The sequence below is a fragment of the Oceanobacillus bengalensis genome, assembly GCF_003628445.1.
Classification (GTDB): Bacteria; Bacillota; Bacilli; order Bacillales; family Amphibacillaceae; genus Oceanobacillus; species Oceanobacillus bengalensis.
In genome coordinates this window covers 117,841-139,696 of the sequence record NZ_RBZO01000007.1, presented here as the reverse complement: position 1 = coordinate 139,696, position 21,856 = coordinate 117,841, and the positions used below count along the sequence as shown (strand labels likewise).

At 37.1% G+C, this 21,856-nt stretch carries 20 protein-coding genes, 1 pseudogene and 1 other annotated feature; of the genes and pseudogenes, 6 read left to right on the top strand and 15 right to left on the bottom strand.

What is annotated here, in order from left to right; translation table 11 throughout:
* Positions 1-205 precede the first annotated feature (205 nt).
* Positions 206-3,055: a 2-oxoglutarate dehydrogenase E1 component gene (locus D8M05_RS06570; RefSeq protein ID WP_121129867.1), complete on the bottom strand. Its 2,850-nt coding sequence runs from the start codon at positions 3,053-3,055 to the stop codon at positions 206-208.
* A gap of 391 nt (positions 3,056-3,446) precedes the next feature.
* Positions 3,447-3,711, bottom strand: a pseudogene (locus D8M05_RS20890) (anion permease); the annotation flags it as partial.
* Positions 3,712-4,147: 436 nt separating this feature from the next.
* Here D8M05_RS20890 and trhO point away from each other — a divergent pair.
* A complete protein-coding gene (gene trhO, locus D8M05_RS06565) occupies positions 4,148-5,119 on the top strand; it encodes an oxygen-dependent tRNA uridine(34) hydroxylase TrhO (RefSeq protein ID WP_121129865.1) in 972 nt (323 codons plus the stop codon).
* Between the two features lie 102 nt (positions 5,120-5,221).
* Positions 5,222-5,695, top strand: coding sequence for a glutathione peroxidase (locus D8M05_RS06560; RefSeq protein ID WP_121129863.1), 474 nt, complete (start codon positions 5,222-5,224; stop codon positions 5,693-5,695).
* A 47-nt stretch (positions 5,696-5,742) separates the two neighbouring features.
* On the opposite strand, the gene D8M05_RS06555 is transcribed toward D8M05_RS06560, so the two are convergent.
* The 12 genes from D8M05_RS06555 to ytzI form a co-directional block, all read right to left on the bottom strand.
* Positions 5,743-6,459 carry an amino acid ABC transporter ATP-binding protein gene (locus D8M05_RS06555; RefSeq protein WP_121129861.1) on the bottom strand — a complete coding sequence of 239 codons (717 nt, stop codon included), beginning with the start codon at positions 6,457-6,459 and terminating at the stop codon, positions 5,743-5,745.
* Entirely contained in the window at positions 6,452-7,111 is a 660-nt protein-coding gene (locus tag D8M05_RS06550; protein WP_121129859.1) for an amino acid ABC transporter permease, read from the bottom strand. Before D8M05_RS06550 ends, D8M05_RS06555 begins: the two co-directional genes overlap by 8 nt.
* Positions 7,112-7,140: 29 nt before the next feature.
* Positions 7,141-7,953: an ABC transporter substrate-binding protein gene (locus D8M05_RS06545; RefSeq protein WP_121129857.1), complete on the bottom strand. Its 813-nt coding sequence runs from the start codon at positions 7,951-7,953 to the stop codon at positions 7,141-7,143.
* Between the two features lie 3 nt (positions 7,954-7,956).
* On the bottom strand, positions 7,957-9,138 hold the full coding sequence (locus D8M05_RS06540; protein WP_121129855.1) for a M20 family metallopeptidase: 1,182 nt from the start codon (positions 9,136-9,138) through the stop codon (positions 7,957-7,959).
* A 535-nt stretch (positions 9,139-9,673) separates the two neighbouring features.
* Positions 9,674-10,390 (bottom strand): ferredoxin reductase domain-containing protein, encoded by a 717-nt coding sequence (locus D8M05_RS06535; RefSeq protein WP_121129853.1) that lies wholly within the window; start codon positions 10,388-10,390, stop codon positions 9,674-9,676.
* A 267-nt stretch (positions 10,391-10,657) separates the two neighbouring features.
* Positions 10,658-12,097, bottom strand: coding sequence for a proline--tRNA ligase (proS, locus tag D8M05_RS06530; protein WP_121129851.1), 1,440 nt, complete (start codon positions 12,095-12,097; stop codon positions 10,658-10,660).
* 48 nt (positions 12,098-12,145) lie between these two features.
* Positions 12,146-12,372, bottom strand: a binding site (T-box leader).
* 40 nt (positions 12,373-12,412) lie between these two features.
* Positions 12,413-12,946 carry a GNAT family N-acetyltransferase gene (locus D8M05_RS06525; RefSeq protein WP_121129849.1) on the bottom strand — a complete coding sequence of 178 codons (534 nt, stop codon included), beginning with the start codon at positions 12,944-12,946 and terminating at the stop codon, positions 12,413-12,415.
* 50 nt (positions 12,947-12,996) lie between these two features.
* The gene (locus D8M05_RS06520) at positions 12,997-13,548 is read right to left on the bottom strand and encodes a cysteine hydrolase family protein (protein ID WP_121129847.1); all 552 of its coding nucleotides are present in this window, start codon (positions 13,546-13,548) and stop codon (positions 12,997-12,999) included.
* Positions 13,545-14,381 (bottom strand): bifunctional hydroxymethylpyrimidine kinase/phosphomethylpyrimidine kinase, encoded by an 837-nt coding sequence (thiD, locus tag D8M05_RS06515; protein WP_121129845.1) that lies wholly within the window; start codon positions 14,379-14,381, stop codon positions 13,545-13,547. Before thiD ends, D8M05_RS06520 begins: the two co-directional genes overlap by 4 nt.
* A 606-nt stretch (positions 14,382-14,987) precedes the next feature.
* A complete protein-coding gene (locus D8M05_RS06510) occupies positions 14,988-15,473 on the bottom strand; it encodes a DUF456 domain-containing protein (protein WP_121129843.1) in 486 nt (161 codons plus the stop codon).
* Between the two features lie 192 nt (positions 15,474-15,665).
* Positions 15,666-16,664 (bottom strand): Gfo/Idh/MocA family protein, encoded by a 999-nt coding sequence (locus tag D8M05_RS06505; protein WP_121129841.1) that lies wholly within the window; start codon positions 16,662-16,664, stop codon positions 15,666-15,668.
* Positions 16,665-16,670: 6 nt separating this feature from the next.
* Positions 16,671-16,796, bottom strand: a complete 126-nt coding sequence (gene ytzI, locus D8M05_RS06500; protein WP_281271897.1) for a YtzI protein — start codon at positions 16,794-16,796, stop codon at positions 16,671-16,673.
* Positions 16,797-17,197: 401 nt separating this feature from the next.
* On the opposite strand from ytzI, the gene ehuB reads away from it, so the two are divergent.
* From ehuB to ehuA, 4 genes are all read left to right on the top strand, one after another.
* Positions 17,198-18,097, top strand: coding sequence for an ectoine/hydroxyectoine ABC transporter substrate-binding protein EhuB (gene ehuB, locus D8M05_RS06495; protein ID WP_121129837.1), 900 nt, complete (start codon positions 17,198-17,200; stop codon positions 18,095-18,097).
* Positions 18,098-18,219: 122 nt separating this feature from the next.
* Entirely contained in the window at positions 18,220-18,882 is a 663-nt protein-coding gene (locus D8M05_RS06490; RefSeq protein ID WP_121129835.1) for an amino acid ABC transporter permease, read from the top strand.
* On the top strand, positions 18,879-19,592 hold the full coding sequence (gene ehuD, locus D8M05_RS06485; RefSeq protein WP_121129833.1) for an ectoine/hydroxyectoine ABC transporter permease subunit EhuD: 714 nt from the start codon (positions 18,879-18,881) through the stop codon (positions 19,590-19,592). Before D8M05_RS06490 ends, ehuD begins: the two co-directional genes overlap by 4 nt.
* An 11-nt stretch (positions 19,593-19,603) precedes the next feature.
* Positions 19,604-20,377, top strand: coding sequence for an ectoine/hydroxyectoine ABC transporter ATP-binding protein EhuA (gene ehuA, locus D8M05_RS06480; RefSeq protein ID WP_121129881.1), 774 nt, complete (start codon positions 19,604-19,606; stop codon positions 20,375-20,377).
* A 443-nt stretch (positions 20,378-20,820) separates the two neighbouring features.
* On the opposite strand, the gene murB is transcribed toward ehuA, so the two are convergent.
* Positions 20,821-21,681 carry a UDP-N-acetylmuramate dehydrogenase gene (gene murB, locus D8M05_RS06470; RefSeq protein ID WP_183072726.1) on the bottom strand — a complete coding sequence of 287 codons (861 nt, stop codon included), beginning with the start codon at positions 21,679-21,681 and terminating at the stop codon, positions 20,821-20,823.
* Positions 21,682-21,856 lie beyond the last annotated feature (175 nt).

Below are 21,856 nucleotides of genomic sequence, written 5' to 3'. Positions count from 1 at the left end.
TTTCCCATCAAGATATTCTTCTGCGACCTTTAGCTTAAACGCTTCACTGTACTTTGCCATAAACCTAACCCCCATAAATTATTTTCACTCTAACTTATGGGGGTCAGGTCAAAAGCGAAGTATATTTCCAGAGCGGATTACATACTCTAACCATGTTCAGATTATCCTTTAGTAAAAACAAATTTATCTCAGCCCTTGGGCTACTTTACTTTTTAACAGGTGTTTTACCTGTTACTGTCTTGGTTTGTGTTAGTACGTTCGAAATAATTCTTTCTTGTTCTTGTTTATGAACACGTGGATCCCCTTCAGATGGGCTTGCCATATCAGGACGTCCATTATAGGTTACTATAATATCTTTCGGTGCAATTTTTTGTAAGCGAGGAGCGATAAATGTCCATGCACCCATATTTTGTGGCTCCTCCTGTGTCCAAACAATTTCTTTTAGATTTTTATATTTATTTAATACATGCTCAATATTTTCTTCTGGGAATGGATAGAGTTCCTCAACACGAATAATATCCAACCAGTCATAACTTTCTGGGCTCTTCTCTACATGATCTGATAGCTCAACCGCCAAGCGACCTGTTGAAAGCACAACACGCTCTACTTTATCTGGTTTTGTTCCTAGTCCAGGTTGCTCAATGATTGGTTCAAATTGACCATTCGTTAATTCTTCTAAGTACACCCCAGCAGAAGCATGTCGTAACAAACTCTTCGGCGACATGATTATGAGTGGTCTAACCTCGTCTGTTTTTAGAATGGCTGCTTGTCTTCTTAATGCATGGAAGTAATTACCTGCTGTAGAGAAATTAGCAACAGTCCAGTTGTTTTCAGCAGCTAATTGCAAGTAACGTTCAGGTCTTGCATTAGAATGCTCTGGCCCCTGTCCCTCATATCCATGAGGTAAGAGTAATACCATTCCAGATTTTTGGCCCCACTTTTCTCTCCCAGACGCAATAAATTGATCAATAATTACTTGCGCACCATTTGCAAAGTCTCCGAACTGCCCTTCCCATAAAACCAGTGTTTCAGGAGAAGCAACATCATAACCATATTCAAATCCTAATATCGCATTTTCTGAAAGCGTACTATTTCGTATATCAAAGGAAGCATTTGATGTGCTAATCGTATGCATTGGACTATATTTCTCACCCGTTTTTTCATCGGATAAAACAACATTACGATGTGAGAAAGTCCCTCGTTCAGAGTCTTCACCTGTTAGACGGATTGGCGTACCATCTTTAAGAATTGTTGCAAAAGCTAAAGCCTCTGCATGTCCCCAATCAATTTTCTTCTGTTTTTCAATTGCATCACGTCTGCGATTTAGAATCTTCTCAAGCTTCCTAAATACATTAAATCCTTCTGGCCATTGTAATAATTCTTCATTAATTTGTGTTAATGTGGCTTTATCGACTGCTGTATCTACTTTAGGAAGTTCACTTCCATAAGCTTCATGTCTTTCTAAAGTCGTACGTAATTCTTCGGCTTCTTGATCTATATTTTTATATGCCTTTTGCAGTTTCTCCTGTGTTTCTGAAAAAATTTCATTTATTCGATTTTCAGATAACGATTTTCCCTCGATAAGTTTCCCTTTATATACAGCGGTAATCGTTGGGTGCCCGTCAACTGCGGCATACGTTACTGGACTAGTCATTCTCGGTTCGTCCATTTCATTATGACCGAGACGACGATACCCGCTTAAGTCAATTAATACATCTTTCCTAAATGTTTGCCTGTATTCAAATGCCAACCTAGCTACTGCTAAGCATGCTTCTGGGTCATCTGCATTAACATGCAAAATGGGAATATTGTATCCTTTGCCGATATCACTAGCATATTCAGTAGACCGATCATCTTTACTTTCCGTTGTGAATCCAATATGGTTATTCGCTATAAGATGAATCGTACCACCAGTACCATAAGCTTCTGCCTGCGCATAATTAAAAATTTCCTGTACAATTCCTTGGCCAGCTATTGCAGCATCACCATGTACTAAAATAGGGACAGCCTTATTGACGTCTTGTTTTGGATAGCCCGCTTCTTTCCTATCATCTTGTAGCGCTCTTGCATAGCCTTCTACAACTGTACCAGCAAACTCTAAATGACTCGGGTTATTTGCAAGGGAGACTCTGACCATCTTATCTCCAACTTTTTTCTGTTTCACAGCACCTAAATGGTATTTCACATCTCCAGTAATACCCTCTGTTAGCTCAAGAGAAGGATCCTCATTAACCCATTTGGAATGCTGGAATTGTGATAGCATTGCTTCATATGGTTTTTCTAAAATATGTGTGAGTACATTTAATCTTCCTCGATGGGCCATAGAAATTGCCACATCATTTACTCCATATTCAGCTGATTGTGCAACGATTTCATTAATAAGTGGTATCATCGTTTCTAATCCCTCAATAGAGAAGCGCTTTTGCCCAACATATGTTTTCCCTATAAATTGTTCAAATCCCTCAGCATCACATAATTGTTTTAGTATTGCTTCCTTCTCAGCAACAGAATAATTCGGAATTGTATATCCAGATTCGATTTTTGATTTTAGCCATGTTTTTTCGATTGGGTCAACATGTTCTACTTCAAACCCAACTGTCCCTGTATAAATCTGTTTCAGATATTCGATTGCAGCAAGACCGTCTTTAAATTGTTCTTGATGGTCTTTACAAATAAATTCTGCAGGAATCTCCTTCAAGTCTTCCTCTGTTAAATGATAGGTTGATAATTCTAGTAACTTTTTAACTTTCGGTTTCTTTAATGGATTTATGTCTGCTTCTAAATGACCATTTTTACGTATGTTCTCCGCCAAATCCATAGCCTTGGCTAGTTTTCTCATTTTATTGATCACGACATTTGGGTTTAAAACCTCTGCCGACCGCTGCCCTATATTATAATCGGAAGGTTGTGGAGCACCCCAAGTGTTAAATAATTCTTTAAAGCTTTCATCTACTTCATTTGGATTCGTCAAATAGATATCATATTGTTCTAGTACATAGCCCATATTGGACCCACTAAGACTGTTATATGGGTTTATTCCACTCTGGTTGTCCATAAGCTTACACTCCTAATATTTTCGTATTTTAAAGAATATTATAATGTGTTATATTCAGCATTCTCTATTACTACAATCCCCAAATCCCCTTTGTTATATTACATGTACTTCTTCTTATAATAAGCCAATCCATTGTCAGTAAGTTGCACTAAAAAGGATGATTAATTAGGAAACCAATAACCATAATTGGAATACTCGCTTTAAGAAATTCCTTAGCTGTGAAGATATCTGTACCGTATGCATGCATACTATGTAGGGCATTTACAGGGTAAAGCTAATAACAAATTGCATAATTCATACGAGTCCTATCCCATTAAATCCTTTATCTGCCATCCCAACTACTAAAGCGATTACAATTGGAGAGTGCAGATGGAGCTAGATATAAAAACTACTTGCCCCAAGTACCATCATAACCAAATTCTGATCCTATAAAACCTAAAGCCATGTTCTGTGCTGCCGCTGTTCCAATACCCAAATTCCAGATTGAGATAGATTGGATAGCTGTAATCATGCGTATGCAGCCAACTTACTTTCCTTTGCAAGACCAAATGCTGCAATAATCCTAGTAAAATTGGAACAGGGATTCCTGCACGGGCTATAACACTATTAACAAATAGTGCAAGAATATAACTTACAACGATTGTACCTATTACAAGTCTGCCTGGTTAATAAACTGACAGTAAAAACAGCGCTTACAGAATAACTAACAACAATTGATTCTGGATTCGGTATTAATAATATAATAATTAATACCGCAAATGCTACCAATAAGGAAATCATATCTTTATTCATAGAAATTACATTTTTCTTATGTCTCAATTATACTATGGAAACACCTGTTATTAACGTTTACATTAGTGGCAATCCATGAATAATAATAACCGTTCAAAATGGCTTTTTCTAAAGGAGTGTTGCTTGTTTAAAAGAATATGTTGGACTCAAAATGCTGACACCTTACATTTTTGGTAATTTTTTATGGGGTGGAAGAAAGCATATAAACGTGGTAAAATAAGTTCTTGCAAGACTAAAAATGAATCAATTCAACCATATACATTTGTATCTTGCAAATATAAATGAATAGGTGGTAACAAAATGGAAAACAAAGATTATCAGGTTTTACTGTATTACAACTATGTGCATATTGAAGATCCAGAAGCATTCGCAAAAGAGCATCTTCAATTTTGTAAAGACCTTGAATTAAAGGGCCGTATATTGGTAGCGGAAGAAGGAATAAACGGGACTGTTTCAGGGACGACTGAACAAACAAATAAATACATGGAAGCAATGCATAATGACCCTCGATTTGCCAATATGGTATTTAAAGTCGATGAACATGATGGACATGCCTTTAAGAAAATGCATGTACGACCTAGAAAAGAATTGGTAACACTTCGTTTAGAAGAAGATGTTAACCCCCTTGAAACAACAGGAAAATACTTGGAGCCAAAAGAATTTTATGAAGCAATGCAACGGGAAGATACAATCGTTGTTGATGCCCGTAATGACTATGAGTACGATCTTGGCCATTTCCGTAATGCCGTTCGCCCTGATATTGAATCATTCCGCGAATTGCCTACGTGGATACAAGAGAATAAACACATTTTAGAAGGTAAAAAAGTTCTCACATATTGTACAGGTGGAATTCGTTGTGAAAAATTCTCTGGCTGGTTAGTTAAAGAGGGCTTCGAGGATGTAGCACAATTGCATGGCGGAATTGTTATGTACGGGAAAGACCCTGAAGTCCAAGGTGAGTTATGGGATGGACAATTATACGTATTTGATGAACGTATTGCTGTACCAGTTAATCGAAAGGAACACGTTATCGTTGGTGTAGACTATTTTGATAGCGAACCTTGTGAACGATATGTAAACTGTGCCAATCCAGAATGTAATAAACAAATTCTATGTTCTGAGGAGAACGAACATAAACATATGCGTGGCTGTTCACATGAATGTCGCGTACACCCACGTAACCTTTATATACAAGAGCATGATTTATCAAGAGAAGAAGTAGAAGCAAGACTTGAAGCTTTAGGAGAATCATTTGAACATCAAGAAGCATAATGTTATGGGGGCGATCATTTATTGGTCGCTTTTTTTGTATACCAATATTTTGACAGTTTAATAACCAATTGCTATTCTTCCTAATAAGGGAGGGTGATCAATGTGAGTGTATATGAATTTACAGCAAAAACGATAAACGATGAAGAAAAGTCTTTATCCGATTATAAAGGAAATGTATTGCTAATCGTTAATACCGCAAGTGAATGTGGTTTAACACCACAATTTGAAGGACTACAAAGAGTATATGAGAAATATAAAGACAAAGGCTTAGAAATTCTCGGCTTTCCATGTAATCAGTTTGGTAACCAGGACCCTGATTCTGATGATGCAATATCGAATTTTTGCCAAAAAAATTATGGGGTAACATTTCAAATGTTTAGTAAAATTGATGTAAACGGTGAAAACGCGCATCCATTATTTAAACATCTTACGCATGAGGCAAAAGGGCTCTTAACTGAAAACATCAAATGGAATTTCACTAAATTCCTAGTGGATAAAAACGGTAAATTAGTTAATCGTTTCGCACCACAAACCAAACCAGACAGTTTAGAAAAGGAAATCAAGAAATTGTTGTAGGGATAAACAAAACCATCCAATTCTTATATTGGATGGTTTTCATAAATTTATAATACCTTTGATAAAAAGTCTTGAGCCCGATCTGTGCTAGGATTATTAAAGAACTCTTCTGGCTCTCCTTCTTCCATAAGAACACCATCATCTAAGAACATCACTCTATCTGCAACTTCCTTTGCAAAGTTCATTTCATGGGTTACAATAACCATCGTCATCCCAGTATTGGCTAAATCCTTCATGACATCAAGAACTTCCTTTACCATTTCTGGATCAAGTGCTGATGTCGGCTCATCAAATAACATAATTTCAGGTTCCATGGCCAGAGCTCTCGCTATTGCCACACGTTGTTTTTGCCCACCAGATAGACGGTTGGGATAGGCATCCTCTTTGTCGGTCAAACCAACTTTTGCGAGTAACTCTTTCGCTATTTCATGCGCACGATCATTAGGTATGTTCTTAACCTTTCGAGGTGCATATGTGACATTTTCCAGAACTGTCATGTGCGGAAACAAGTTAAACTGTTGAAAAACCATTCCGATGTTTTTTCGAATTTCTAGTTTGTTTTTATTTGTCATTTTTACATCTTTAATTGCAATCTCGCCCGAAGTTGGCTCCTCAAGAAGGTTTAAACATCGTAGAAAAGTAGATTTACCAGAGCCAGACGGGCCTATAATCGCCACTACTTCTCCTTTATTTATCGTTGTAGAAATGTTCTTTAACACTGTATTTTTGCCAAAAACTTTTGTTATCTCTGTTGCACTAATCACTTTGTCTTAACCTCCGCTCTACTAGTCCACCAATCTTCGTCAAGATAAACACCATTACCCAATAAATTGCCCCTGCAAATAATAGCGGTTCAAAGGCACGGTAAATATCAGCCTGAACGATTTGTGCACGACGCATTAGATCTAGGTAACCAATCGTTGATACAATCGCTGATTCCTTTGTTAGTGTAATGAATTCGTTCATTAATGCTGGTAAAATATTTTTCACCGCTTGCGGCATGATGATATGTAGCATCATCGGTTTATATGGTACACCAAGCGCTTCTGCCGCTTCAATTTGTCCTTTATCGACTGCCATTATACCTGCACGAATAATCTCAGATACATATGCTGCTGAATTTAATCCAAATGCTAGAATAGCAGATAAGAAGGCTGGAATATCATATCCAGTAATTTGCGGAACAGCATAATGGATAAGCATCAATTGTAAAATTAATGGGGTTCCTCTAAAAATGGAAGTATACACGTTGGCAAACACTCTTAATATAGAAATCTTTGTTATTTTACATAATGCCAAAACTGTACCTAGTAATAATCCTACAACAATAGAAACAATTACAAATTGTAATGTAGCCCATATTCCTTCTAATACAAATGGAATATAAGGCACAATCTGGTTAAAATCCAAATCCATGCCCTAACACCTGCCCCTCATGATGTCTCTTATTCTTCTGATAACCATTTATCTTCTAATTCTTCTACTTTACCACTATCAATTAATTCTTCTAATACTGTATTTACTTCTTCTATCATTTCACTATCTTTCGGAAAAGCAATCGCCATTCCTGGTGAGACAGTTGTAGGATCATCAAAACCTACTAATCCTAATTCATTGATATAACCCACCGCTACGGTTTTATCCATGTAAGCTACATCAATACGGTTGGTGTTTAACTCTTGGATAAGGGTATTCGCATCATCAAGTTTTTTCACTTCAAAACCATATTCATCACTTAATTTATCGGCACCTTCTTCTTGAATCGTACCAAGTTGTACACCCACTACTTTTCCTTCTAGATCTTCTAGTACCTCAATACCTGCATCTGCTTGTGATACAAACATTTCTCCTGAACGATGATATTCAATTGAAAAGTCAACATTCTGTCTTCTTTTTTCGGTTGCACTCATACCTGACATCACTATATCAACTGTTTCAGATTGTAAAGCACCAATTAAACCATCGAAGCCCATATCTTCAATCTCTAACTCATATCCTAATTCATCAGCAATTAATTGTGCTAATTCAATGTCAAATCCTTCAAATTCACCGTTTATATCATACGATTCGAATGGAGGAAAATCAGCTGAAGTAGCCATTTTCAATACTTTTTCATCTGCAGATTCTACATCCTCTGTTACCGTACTATTTGTTTCACTAGCAGCACTATCTTCATTCTCTGAATCCGATGTTCCACATGCTGTTAATAATCCGATTAATAATGCCATAAAAATTAATTTTCCAAATGATCGTTTCATCGTTTATAATTCTCCCTTTTGCTCTAGTTTTGAATACTTAAATTCTTCTTGGATTGCTTTTAGTAGTGCTGCGTCATTTATTACGTCATACCCCGTTTGCGCTAGTGCTAATACTCCGCTAACAAGGGTTTGATAACCGTCTTTTGTAATTGTTTGATCAGCAAATTCTTTGGTGTGATGAACCAAGCCTGGTTTATTCAACCCTATATAAGGGTGAATCGCAGGAACAACTTGGCTTACATTCCCCATATCAATAGAACCACTGCCATTCTTCGTAGCATGAATAGCTAGTTCACTCGTTTCGGCTAAGTTTTTTGTGAAGATTTTAGACAAAGTATCGTTCGTTATCATATTGTCATAACTCAACTCATAATTTGAGATTTCAAGTGTCGCACCTGTCATTAGTGCTGCTCCTTCTGCAATATGTTTTACTTTGCAGATGAGTTCATTTAAATAGTCACGATTACTTGCACGAATATAGAATTGTGCCACCGCATAATCTGGAACAACATTTGCTGCTTGTCCACCTTCTGGAATAACACCATGAATTCTTACATCAGAAGTTACATGCTGCCTTAGTGCATTTATTCCGTTAAAAAGCTGGATAACACTATCTAATGCGTTAATTCCTCTTTCCGGGGACGATGCAGCATGACTAGACTTACCAGTATATGCAAACTGAATGGCATCCATCGCAAGTGAATCCCCACTTTCATATGATTGGTCGCTCGGATGTAGAATCATTGCAACATCGATATCATTAAAAATCCCTTCAGCACTCATCGAAACCTTTGCGCCATTTGTTTCTTCTGCAGGTGTACCTAACACAACAACACGACCACCAATTGTATTTACTAGTTTGCTAAGGACAATGCCAGCCCCGACACTCATTGTTCCAATTAGGTTATGACCACAACCATGTCCCACACCCGGTAACGCATCATATTCTGCTAAATAAGCAATTGTCGGACCGGGTTTGTTGCTTATGTATTCAGCCTTGAAAGCTGTAGGTCTATTTACCACTCCAGTTTCAATCGTAAATTTATGCTCTTTCAATAAATTAGTTATTCGCTTCATTGAATCATATTCCTGATCACCTAGTTCAGGGTTATCGTACATTTGCTTATTAATTGACCATAGTTTTTCTTTTATCTCTCCAAGTTCTCCACTTAATCTTTCCTTCATGACGGCCTCCGATTTAATGTATATTTATTAATATATTTGTATATTTATTAGTTTGTATGTATATTTATAACATGATGTAACAATATCCGCAATACTTTTTTCAAATTATATTTTTCAATTAGGTTATTTTAAGAAAATCATTTATGAAAATATAGTTATATATAGCCGTAGATAAATGTTTAAGGACTTGACATGGAGCACTTGTAAAGCAATTCAAAATACGCCTATCCATAAGAAAAAAAACAGCCTATGTGCAAAAGGCTGTTTTTTCTTTCAATCATTATTTCCCCACGTGCGCAGGCTCTAATACAGGCTTCTGGTACCTAGTAACAGAGGCTATTTTATTCTATCCATTTTATGGAGTGGTTCAATGATGATCTCTTCAGTTGGATATTCTCCACTTTTTCATAAGACCAGTCTGGATAAGTTATAGTCTAGCATTTATAAAAACGATTTAATTTAATAATACACATATTTGAAAGCTACTTTTGATAAAAACAAAGAAATAAAGGTTTATATGTTCCAAAACTTCAAGTTAAATTGATAAATCAAATGATAAAAACTCAAGTCTTTGTCGTTCATGCTTGTCGAGCATAATTTGTTCTGGCTTGATGCCCTGCTTACAAAGTACTTCAATGTTCTGCACGAGAAATTCGTCGCTGCCGACAACATAGAAGAGTCCATCCTTGTCTGCAGTAAGACTTTTCACTTCTTCATAGTAGTCTTTACGGTTATCAACGAACTGTGATGTAAACTTCTTGTCAGGTGTGGATTCAAAAATATTAGTGAATAAGAAATCCTTTGATGAATCGATGTTCAGGGAATGCATTTGATTGACGCCTGCAGCACGTTCGAAATAATCAAGTACAAGCGGTCTGAAAGTTGCCAGACCTACACCTGAAGACAGTAGGTAAATATTTTTGTCTTCTCTTTTAAGCGGTACATTCGAATGCGTTTTAAATACTGCAACTTCATTGCCAACTTCAAGATTTCTTAAAATCGTTTTAAACTCAGAGCACTGCTCTCTGATCCGTGTTGTGATACCGATTGAGTTTGATTTCGGTAAAGTAGAGATTGACATATGGCGAATCAGGCTACGATTTGGCTTTTCTCCAGCATTAAAGCCTTCCAGTGCAAGGTGGATGTGGGAACCTTCTTCCCATGTATAGTCTTCCGGACAGTCAAGCAGGTACGTTTTAACCTCAGGCGTTTCTTCAATAATCTTATTTATTTTCGTCCAGTATATTTGCATTATATATCCTCCTTACTCAGGTTATATGTATCATTATTATCTAATATACAATAAGTGATAATAATTCTCAATTAAATAGATTGATTATGTCAGTCTTATGAATTTGTGCTTGATTTTACGTTTGAGAACAATTTAAACAATAATATACCAACAAAAAAACACACACTAGTTCTAATGTGAAATAGCATGTGTTTTTGAATGTTAATTGCTTGATTGCGCCCCTGAAGTAAACCCGTTACGCATTACCTGCATCAGTTTTCCCTACTATTAATATGCTTTTGCCCATATAACGAATTCTTTCGCTTCTTTCCCACAGCAGACACACGTTTCTGAGACTTCCTCTTGCTCAAATGGAATACAGCGAGATGTTGCAGTTGTTTCTTCTTTAATCTTCTCTTCACAAGTTAAGTCGCCACACCACATTGCTTTAATGAATCCACCTTTTTCATCAAGCGTTTGTTTGAATTCATCCATGTTAGTAGCAACAGTAGTCTTTTCATTACGATGTGTCAGTGCTTTATCATATAAGTTTTGTTGTACTTCTTCTAATAGCACTGGTAGACGTGTTTCAAGGTCACTTAATGCAACAAATTCCTTCTCACCTGTATCACGACGAACCAATACAACTTGTTCTTTCTCAATATCTTTCGGTCCCATTTCAATACGCACTGGGATACCTTTCATTTCGTATTCATTAAATTTCCAACCAGGCATTTTATCACTTGCATCAATATCAACGCGTACAAGTTCCTTTAATTGATCACGTAATGCATACGCCTTGTCCAAAACGCCTTCCTTATGTTGTGCAATTGGAACGATCATCGCTTGCGTTGGTGCAATCCGTGGAGGTACAACTAATCCACGATTATCACCATGAACCATGATTAATGCACCCATAATCCGTGTAGAAAGACCCCATGATGTTTGGTGAACGAACTGACTTTCACCATTTTCGTCTAAATACGTAATATCAAATGCTTCCGCAAACCCTGACCCGAAATGATGGGATGTTCCAGATTGTAGTGCTTTACCATCATGCATTAAGCTTTCAATGGTTAATGTATATTTCGCACCAGCAAATTTTTCCTTATCTGTTTTACGCCCTCTAAGCACAGGGATTGCCAAATAATCTTCTACAAGATCTGCATAGACACCAAGCATTCTATCTGTTTCCTCCGCTGCATCCACATCCGTTGCATGTGCTGTATGACCTTCTTGCCAATGAAATTCAGATGAGCGTAAGAACGGACGTGTAGTTTTTTCCCAACGAACTACATTTCCCCATTGATTATAAAGCTTTGGTAGATCACGATAGGAGTGAATATTTTTTGAATAATAATCACAGAAAAGCACTTCAGAGGTTGGACGAACAGCAATGCGTTCAACTAATTCTTCTTCCCCACCATGCGTAACCCAAGCTACTTCTGGTGCAAAGCCTTCTACATGGTCTTTTTCCTTTTGCAGTAGACTTTCAGGAATGAATAAAGGAAATGCAACATTTGAATGACCAGTTTCTTTAATCTTTTTATCTAATTCATATTTAATATTCTCCCAAATTGCATAACCATATGGTTTTATGATCATTGTTCCGCGAACTTGGCCATATTCTACTAGCTCTGCTTGCTTAACAACGTCTGTATACCACTGTGCGAAATCGTCTTCCATCGCCGTAATCTTTTCAACAAATTGTTTATTTTTCTTACCCATTCTATACACCTCATTTTAATTATTATACACAAAAAAACCTCCATCCGAAAAAGGGACCGAGGTTTGGCGTTACCACCCTTGTTTGCAAGTAATTTAATATACCTGCACTCTCTTCTAGATAACGGTATTGCACCGCGCACATCTTACAGCAACATAGCTTTTCTGATGGCGAACTTAGGAGGCAGGTTCTAATTTTGTCTCTCGGAAATTCGCAGCAACCATTTCCTCTCTTAGAAAGACGTGAAAATTATACTAATCCTCTTTAGACGTTTCATGTATTCAATATCATTAATATATATGGATGTTTTTAGAAAGTCAAGAATAGCTCTTTTCATACGTTGAGAATTTATCTTCCCCTTCACCTACATGCCTGACAAACGTAAAACCAGCCTCTTGATAAAACTTATTCAACACTGGATTATTTGCTATACAATCTAGCCTAACATATCCACCTTTAAGTTGAATATTTGCGTCTATCCAATTTAATATTTTTTTACCAAGCTGTTGTCTCTGGAATTCTCTCTTCACTGCTAAACGATGAATGTAATATGCAAGATCATTCCTTTTCCCCCACAGTTCAATATCCCAGTCGTTTTGTAGGGAAGAAAAGTTAAATGTAGCAGCAATTTCACCAGCATATTCTACAAGATATGTTCTCCCCGCTACAATATCTTTTTTTATTTCTTCGTTTTCTTCACCAGTGAGTAAATATTCCCATTGCATAATGCCTTTACTCTCTAACCACCTTGCTACATCTTGCAATAATTCGATAATATCTTCTATATCCTTCTCAGTAGCTTTCCTTACTTTATATGGTCCAAACATATAACTTTTAAATAAGTCTTTCATCCCAGGACTCCTTTTAATATAATCTTTCTATTTTTTCCTTATAGAAAGATTTATATAACCTCTGCGCCCAACGTATCTGTAAAATGACCTAATGCCCATTTGTGACCAGCTTGATTAAAGCTAGCTACCGCATCTTGATGTACTACAATTTTAAATCCCTTGTTATACGCATCTACTGCCGTATGAAGCACACAGATATCTGTACACACACCAATAATATGGATTTCTTCAATACCTCTCTCTCGTAATTTTATTTCTAAATCTGTACCAGCAAAAGCGCTATATCTAGTCTTATCAAAATAATATACATTTTCTTTGGCTTTATTTCCCTCGTACACATCAGCTAGTTTCCCGTATAAATCACGTCCAGAAGTTCCAATGATATTGTGAGGTGGAAATAACATTGATTCCGGATGAAGATTGTCCCCTTCTTGATGGGCATCAATCGCGAAAACAACATAGTCATTGTTTTCCACAAATTCTTTCGTTATTGCTACGATACGTTCCTCAATCGCTTGTCCTGGCTCACCACATGTTAGTGCACCATCCGGCGCAACAAAATCATACGTATAATCGACATTAATTAATGCACGCTTCGTCATTTCAGGTCTCCCTCCACTATAATTTTATATGTTTCTCCGTACTTTCGCTCCGCAGCATGATAAGTCGGCCCAACAGTTTCTGTATAAGAAAAACTATGTGCAATTGCAGTTGTTACATAACTTTTTGCATGTTCTACCGCTTCTTTCACCTGCAAACCTTTAGCTAAATTTGCGGTAATTGCAGCGGAATAAGTACAGCCAGCACCACTAGTATTTACTGTATCTATCCGTGGTGCCTCAAAAGTAGTTAGTGTTTCCCCATCGAATAACACATCAATTGCTGGGCCTTTCAATCTTCCACCTTTAACTAAAATGTTCCGAGCACCAAGTTGATACAAGTCTACTGCTGCTTGCTTCATATCTTCCAAAGTAGATATGACTCTATCATTCAACAAAACAGATGCTTCTGGAACATTAGGAGTAATTACCATTGCTAAAGGAATTAACTTATCTTTTAACACTTCTATCGCATCATCCTTTAGAAGTTTTGAATTCATTTTCCCAATCATCACTGGATCTACAACGATTGTTTCTATTTTTGAAAGCTTGATCAACTCTACTACTTTTTCAATTGCTTCTTTTGTAAATAACATTCCTGTTTTTATACTTTCCACACCTACTTGACTCATAGCTGTAGCAAATTGCGCCTCCATTGCCTCCATGTCAACGAGATGCACATTTTTATCCGTTTTAGGATGACGACCAACCATCGCAGTAACTACACTCATTCCATAGACATCCAGTTCCTGAAATGTTTTTAGATCTGCTTGGATTCCGGCACTCCCACCTGCTGCAGATCCGGCAATGGACATGACACGTGGTGGATATTTCATTGTAAACAACCTCTTTCTGTATGTTTAGCTTAGAAAACTTTCAAGCAAAAAACTTCGTAGCTGATATAAAGTGTAGATATATTTAATTCAGAATTGTTTTAAGCACTCCGTTCCGGAAAGACACTTCGCTTTCCACGGGCGGCTGGTGAGCCTCCTCCGTGCTAACGCACTACGCAGTCTCACCTAGGCCTATCCTCCCGTAGGAGTCTTCGTGTCTTTCCTCCACTAAGCTCCTGCTCTACTTGATTTCCACTAAAAAAACGATGCTTTTGCGAGGAAAAGCTTCCCAGAACGTAATTTTATGTTCGATAGCTTTAATAACATCTAGAGCACTCAATATAGCGTAGGCAGAATGCGTAGACTCCTGCGGGAACAGCACGTGTCTGAAGACCCCACAGGAAGTGTTCTTCTTCCGAGGAGAGCTGAGGCCGTGCCCTAAGGTCCGCGAAGCATTCTGCCGCAGCGAATGACTACACACAACATTCATAAGTATGAGCGAGAGCTACACTATTCTGAATTAAATAGATCCGAAGTCTATATCTTTTGTTACATACATAACTATTCCTTTTGGATACCAGGCTTAGTTTAAAGAACGTTATACTTTCTCTAAAACCATACTACGATAAAGAACCAAACAATCATAATAAATTGAATAAGTACTTTTGCCACAGACCCACCTAAAAAGCCAAAAAGAGATCCAATAGATGCTCGAATCGCTTCCCCTGGTGCGCGTTTTTGAAGTAATTCAATAACAAAGACAACGAGAAATGGAACAACAACCACACCAAAAGGCGGAATAATAAAGGAACCAACAATAACCGCTACCGCCGCTCCCCGCTCTCCCCACTTACTTCCACCGTATTTCTTTACAAAATAACTATTTGCAAGAATATCAGCAATAAAGAGAAAGGCTGTAAACAGAACCATTACAATCCAAAAAAGAGCATTAAGTTCGTCTGGGTTGATGACAAATTGATACAGTAAGAAACCGCCCCATAATACGATAACAGACGGAATAATCGGATATAGAATACCGATGAAACTTAAAAGAAATAACGCAATTATTACAATCCAAATAATAAAATCTAACATATTGTCCTCCATTCATAAATCCAGATAAATTTTCTGTTTACTTAGAATTTCAAGACTTCCTATAGATTATACCAAAGCAAGCGAATATTCGAACAGCATAAAATAACTATCTTACTTAGATTTAAACAAACGTTTGTATTAATATGTAAGAGGACCTATTTAATGATAATGATAGGTCCTCTATTATCTGCCTTAAAGGCTTTCGCCTATAGATTCACCTGGAAACAATAGTGTACCTTGTTTCATTCTTAATGTGTGCAAACATCTGGCAACGATTCTACTTCTTTCCATGGCCTCTTGATAGCATTTATTATCATTATCTTTGATTATGCGAATAAATTCTTTTACTTCATAAACCATATCCAAAGCTAGTTGCTCTTTTGCTAGCTCTTTGCTCACCTGAGCTTTACGATTATAAACCGATATGCTATTTATCGGTGCAATACTATCAACTGTCACTGTTCCATCTTCTCCATGAATTTCAGACGAAATCAATCCTTGTGCAATTTTAGAGCAAAGTATTGTTATAATAAAAGTATCATACGTTAAGACGATTGTACCGCTTCCGTCTATACCATTGGATAACAGTACTGGAAAATAATTCATGTCTTTCGGTTCACCAAAGAGATCAATTGCCATACTCAGTGGATAGACCCCTAAATCCATTAGTGCTCCACCAGCGAATTCCTTTGAGAACACATTCGTCTCTTTTCCATCTTTGAGTACATCATAGCGTGAAGAATATTTAATATATTGTAAAACCCCACTTCGAACCGATCCAATTTCCTCTAATGCCTCTTTAAATATTTTATAGTTTGGAGAATATAGATGACGGAATCCCTCGAAGACAAAAACATTCTCTTTTTCTGCAAGTTCGTATATTTCTTCCCACTCACGCTCATTCAGTACCATCGGCTTTTCACAAAACACATGTTTTTTATGCTTAATTGCTAGCTTTATATGTTCATAGTGCATTGTATTAGGTGATGCAATATAGATAAAATCTGTTTCTTCATTAAGCATGTCCTCTATACTCGTAAATGCGTTTTCCGCACCATTTCTCTTAGCAAATCTTTCAGCATTTTCTACTGATCTAGAGTAAATAGAGGAAAGCTCTGCCTCCCTCGTATGCTTTACAGCGTTTATAAAGGATTCAGTAATCCAACTTGTCCCAATAGTAGAATATTTCATTTCAACTCACTCTTTTCTCCTAGTCTTTTCTTCCTCCATTGGAAGTGTATCTATTGTATGTTTATACGCATACCCCTTTTTTATCTGTACAACACAAAGAATAAAAACGAGCACAAATATAATAATAGAAATAAAAATGACACCTAAAGTACTGATAATTATACCTCCTTTTCAGGCAGTGATAAAGTAACTTAAGCGTATACTAATCCTAAATTAATTTCAAACCCCTATCCCTAAGCAAATTTGGAGCATTTCAAAGGATTTAGCATCATCATCAAGCATATTTTTGTTTTCTTGATCTCAGCTGAGGCTCAGCAGTTCATATCCTAATTATTCCTGAATTATCAGAATTTATCGTATTTGAATGAATTAATGAACACATCTATCATTATAATAGTAGGTACACATTTTACTTTTTCTTTAAATCTACCAGTCTACTTTATTACATCTAAGCATATACATATGCCTAACACTGGGAGCTTTATTTAAAGACATAGGTAAAAGTTCTTAAATCTAAGGGAGGTCATTAAGAATTGAAAAAACTATTACTAACATTAGCAACAGTATTTGGCATAATTGCGTTAGCTGCGTGTGGATCCGATGATTCAGCGAGCTCTGGCGATGGAGAAACGGGAGATGCATCGGGGGATAAATTAGCTGAACTACAAGAAGCTGGTGTTGTTAAGATTGGTTTTGCTAATGAAGCACCATATGCTTATGAAGATGACGGGGAATTAAAAGGTGCTGCAGTTGATATTGCTACTGCAGTATTTGCAGAACTAGGTGTTGATGAAGTTGAATCACAACTTGCTGACTTCAGTCAATTAATCCCAGGCGTACAAGCAGGACAATTTGATGTTATTACTGCTGGTATGGCCATCAACCCTGATCGTTGTGAAAATGCACTATTTGGTGAACCAGAAATGCAATATGGGGAAGGCTTAATTGTTGAAGCTGGTAACCCATTAGGTCTAGAAAGTTATAAGGATATTGCTGATAATCCTGATGTAACAGTCGTAGTTATGGAAGGTGCCACAGAAATTGAATTCTTGAAACAAGAAGGTGTTAGTGAAGACCAAATTACAACAGCTGCAGATATTCCAGCAACATTCTCAGCAGTACAATCCGGACGTGCTGATGCAACAACAGGAACAGAAATGACAGTAAAAATGGCATTAGAATCTGCTGATAATGATGCCTTAGAGTTTGTTGAATCATTTGAACAACCAGATATTGAAGGTGTTCCGAGTTATGGTGCTGCAGCATTTAGCTTAGAAAATGAAGAGCTACGTGATGCATACAATGAAAAACTTCAAGAATTAAAAGATGATGGTACAGTTGCTGAGCTCCTAGAAGCAAACGGCTTTAGCGGTGAAGGTAATGCAGTACCGGCAGAAATTACAACAGAGGCTGTCTGCAACGGGGAAGTATAATTCATTAAGATTGTAAATACAATTTTTTATGAAGAATTAATTAAAACATGACTCCATAGGGTCTAGCTCCCCCGCGCAGGGGCCTAGACCCTATGTGTTTCTATACAAAGGAGTGATCAACCATTAATGCAATTATAGATATTTTTCCGCAACTCTTAAGGGGTCTGGAAATAACGGTCACAGTCCTTCTTGGTTCTGCTGTTATTGCTTATCTCATGGCCTTTATTGCTGGGCTAACAAGACTTTCGCAAAATGTTATCATTCGAAAGTTGACAGGCTTCTATGTTGAAATTTTTAGAGGAACATCTTTGATTGTTCAACTTTTCTGGTTATATTATGCGATTCCAATGTTATTTGGTATAAATCTCGGATCTAATTGGTGGATTGGTGTTATCGCAATTGGCTTGAACTACGGAGCATATTTATCAGAGGTTGTCCGTGGTTCCATTCTTTCTGTAGCAAAAGGCCAAACAGAAGCAGCAACTGCATTAAATATGTCAAGCTTTCAAAGAATGCGTCTCGTTATTTTCCCACAGGCTGTTCGAATGATGCTTCCTGAGTTTGGTAATTATACGATTCAAATGTTAAAAGGGACATCTTTGGTATCATTAATCGGCTTAACAGATGTTCTATACTACGGAGATATTATGCGAAGTACAAATCTTGATCAAGCTCCTCTGATCTATCTATTAGTACTTGTCATGTATTTCATTCTTGCCCTTCCATTAATTTGGTTGACAAGAAAAGGAGAAAGTATTTCTAAGAAAGGAGTGGCTAGCGGATGAATTATTGGAGCTGGGAAACATTTTCAGAAGCCTTACCTATGGTCTTACAAGGGCTAGGAATCACTGTTGGATTAACATTTTCCTGTTATGCATTTGCGCTTTTATTTGGTTTTGTTTGGACCTTCTTACGTAGAATCCCTAACAAACTTATTCATTGGATTGTAACTTGGACCATGGAATTTATCCGTTCAACTCCCCCACTTGTTCAATTATTCTTTATCTTCTATGCATGGCCGATGATTCCTGGAATTGGTGTCACATTAAGCCCATTTACAAGTGCAATTCTTGGACTCGGCTTGCACTTTAGTACGTATATAGGAGAAATTTACCGTTCTGGTATCGAGAGTGTAGATAAAGGACAGTGGGAAGCATCAAGAGCGTTAAACTTTTCAGTTTTTGATAAATGGAAAAAAATTATTTTACCACAGGCATTGCCACCGACGATACCAATGCTAGGGAACTATTTTATTATCATGTTCAAGGAAGTTCCTCTCGCATCAACGATTGGTGTAGCTGGAATCCTCCACATGGCAAACACTTACGGGGCAAGGAACTGGGCTTATTTAGAGCCATTAACCATTGTAGGTATTATTTTCTTACTATTAAGCTATCCATCTGCCATTCTTATTAAGAAATTAGAGGTAAAAATGAATACACGTTTTGATAAAAAAGCTGCATTAGAAAATGTGAAGAAAGGGGCCGTGATGTAATGAGTGACACCATAAAGGAACCCATCGTACAATTTATTGACGTCCATAAATCATTTGGCGATGTTAAGGTCCTAAAAGGAATTGACTTAGATATTAAACCTGGAGAAAAAGTTGCAGTAATTGGACCAAGTGGCTCTGGTAAAACGACGATTATTCGCATGTTGATGACATTAGAAGAGCCTACTTCTGGCGACATCCTTGTTGAAGGAAATAATCTTTGGAAAATGTCAAAGAAAGGCAAGCAAGTAAGAGCAAATGAAAAACATTTGAGAAATATTCGCGGAGATATTGGAATGGTCTTCCAACATTTTAATCTATTTCCACATATGTCGATCTTAGATAATTGTATGACAGCACCGGTAAATGTTAAGAAAGAAGATAAAAATGAAGTACGTGAACGTTCCATTCAGATGCTAGAGCGCGTTGGTCTTGGTGATAAATTGAATAACTACCCGAGCCAGCTTTCAGGTGGACAGAAACAACGTGTAGCGATGGCACGAGCACTGGTAATGCGTCCGAAGATTATGTTGTTTGATGAGGTAACCTCTGCACTTGACCCTGAATTAGTTGGTGAAGTACTTGAAGTTATCAGGGATATCGCAAAGAACGATGATATGGCGATGGTACTTGTTACGCATGAAATGGACTTTGCCTTAGATATCGCGGATAAAGTCCTCTTCCTTGATGAAGGTGTTATCGCAGAACAAGGTACAGCAAGTGATGTGATTGAACACTCGGAGAATGAACGTCTACAAACATTCCTACGTCGGTTTAGAAGTGTTTAGAGATTTTGACAGTGCTCCTTTAGGAGTACTGTTTTTTTGGCTTCACAGATGATGTAATATGTGCAGTAAGATTACACGCAGAAAAGGTATTTTGGCTTACATTCAGGAATGGAGTCCTCGTGGAAGAGAACGCAACTTGATAAAGGCTTTTCAAGATGAAAACAGAGTACGAAAACAGAATTTGTAACTTGATAAGCGTTCTCTAGATAAAAACAGAGCTCAAAATCAGAATTTGTAACTTGATAAGCGCTCTCTAGATGAAAATGGAGCTCAAAATCAGAATTTGTAACTTGATAAGCATTCTCTAGATGAAAACGCAGCTCAAAATCAGAATTTGTAACTTGATAAGCGCTCTCTAGATAAAAACCGAGCTCAAAATTAGAATTTGTAACTTGATACAAAAAAACTGCAACCTCAGGTTTAGAAGTCGCAGTCATTCTGTTCTATTCCAAATCCTCACCAATAATTCGTACTTCTCTTTCTAATTTCACGCCAAATTTTTCTTTGACCGTCTTCTGCACGAAACGAATAAGAGAAATGTACTCCTCTGCTGTTGCATCGTCAATGTTAACAATAAACCCTGCATGCTTAAGAGAAACTTGCGCCCCACCAATCTGCTTTCCTTGTAAGTCACTGTCCTGAATTAGCTTTCCAGCAAAATAACCTGGTGGACGCTTGAATACACTACCACATGACGGATATTCAAGTGGTTGTTTAGATTCTCGTCGATGCGTTAGATCATCCATTAGTGCTTTTATTTCATCATATTTCCCATTTTTCAAGGAAAACTCTGCCTCAAGCACAATGTATCCATTATCAGGAATATTACTCTTCCGATACGCTAAATCAAGTTCATCTGCTGCTAATGTTAGAAGTTCGCCATCACGTGTTACGACAACAGCACTTGTTAGCACATCTTTCACTTCTCCACCATAAGCACCTGCATTCATATACAATGCACCACCAACAGATCCTGGTATCCCACAGGCAAACTCCAATCCAGATAAATGCTCCTTTAATGCCTCCCTTGAAACATCGATAATTCGAGCACCACTTCCTGCAACGACAAGGTTTTCATCCGTTTTTATTGCATCCAGTTTCTGTAAGTTTAAAACAATCCCTCTGATCCCACCATCTTTAACAATTAAGTTAGAACCATTTCCAAGTAGGGTAAAAGGGACGCTTTCCTTGTTAGCTAATTGAACAATTTGCCTGACTTGTTCATAAGTTTCTGGTGTCACATAATAATCAGCATTCCCACCTAATTGGGTATAGGTATGTTTCTTTAAAGGTTCATCTACCATCACATTTTCAACTGATACAATTTTTGCTAATTTATCATAAATCTCATGATTTACTGCCACTGGAAATCATTCCTTTTCTTTTATTCCATCAAACGTTCTTCTATTTATATGTTTTTAAACAAGTAAAAAATCACCAATCATTAAAGGTGATTTTTTTAATATACTACCTCTTCTA

What these genes read in the sequence shown, in the direction of transcription:
- D8M05_RS06570 (WP_121129867.1), bottom strand. Translation starts at nt 3,055, where the DNA reads ATGGACAACCAGAGTGGAATAAACCCATATAACAGTCTTAGTGGGTCC.
- trhO (WP_121129865.1), top strand. Translation starts at nt 4,148, where the DNA reads ATGGAAAACAAAGATTATCAGGTTTTACTGTATTACAACTATGTGCAT.
- D8M05_RS06550 (WP_121129859.1), bottom strand. Translation starts at nt 7,111, where the DNA reads ATGGATTTGGATTTTAACCAGATTGTGCCTTATATTCCATTTGTATTA.
- D8M05_RS06545 (WP_121129857.1), bottom strand. Translation starts at nt 7,953, where the DNA reads ATGAAACGATCATTTGGAAAATTAATTTTTATGGCATTATTAATCGGA.
- D8M05_RS06540 (WP_121129855.1), bottom strand. Translation starts at nt 9,138, where the DNA reads ATGAAGGAAAGATTAAGTGGAGAACTTGGAGAGATAAAAGAAAAACTA.
- D8M05_RS06535 (WP_121129853.1), bottom strand. Translation starts at nt 10,390, where the DNA reads ATGCAAATATACTGGACGAAAATAAATAAGATTATTGAAGAAACGCCT.
- proS (WP_121129851.1), bottom strand. Translation starts at nt 12,097, where the DNA reads ATGGGTAAGAAAAATAAACAATTTGTTGAAAAGATTACGGCGATGGAA.
- D8M05_RS06525 (WP_121129849.1), bottom strand. Translation starts at nt 12,946, where the DNA reads ATGAAAGACTTATTTAAAAGTTATATGTTTGGACCATATAAAGTAAGG.
- D8M05_RS06520 (WP_121129847.1), bottom strand. Translation starts at nt 13,548, where the DNA reads ATGACGAAGCGTGCATTAATTAATGTCGATTATACGTATGATTTTGTT.
- thiD (WP_121129845.1), bottom strand. Translation starts at nt 14,381, where the DNA reads ATGAAATATCCACCACGTGTCATGTCCATTGCCGGATCTGCAGCAGGT.
- D8M05_RS06510 (WP_121129843.1), bottom strand. Translation starts at nt 15,473, where the DNA reads ATGTTAGATTTTATTATTTGGATTGTAATAATTGCGTTATTTCTTTTA.
- D8M05_RS06505 (WP_121129841.1), bottom strand. Translation starts at nt 16,664, where the DNA reads ATGAAATATTCTACTATTGGGACAAGTTGGATTACTGAATCCTTTATA.
- ehuD (WP_121129833.1), top strand. Translation starts at nt 18,879, where the DNA reads ATGAATTATTGGAGCTGGGAAACATTTTCAGAAGCCTTACCTATGGTC.
- murB (WP_183072726.1), bottom strand. Translation starts at nt 21,681, where the DNA reads ATGGTAGATGAACCTTTAAAGAAACATACCTATACCCAATTAGGTGGG.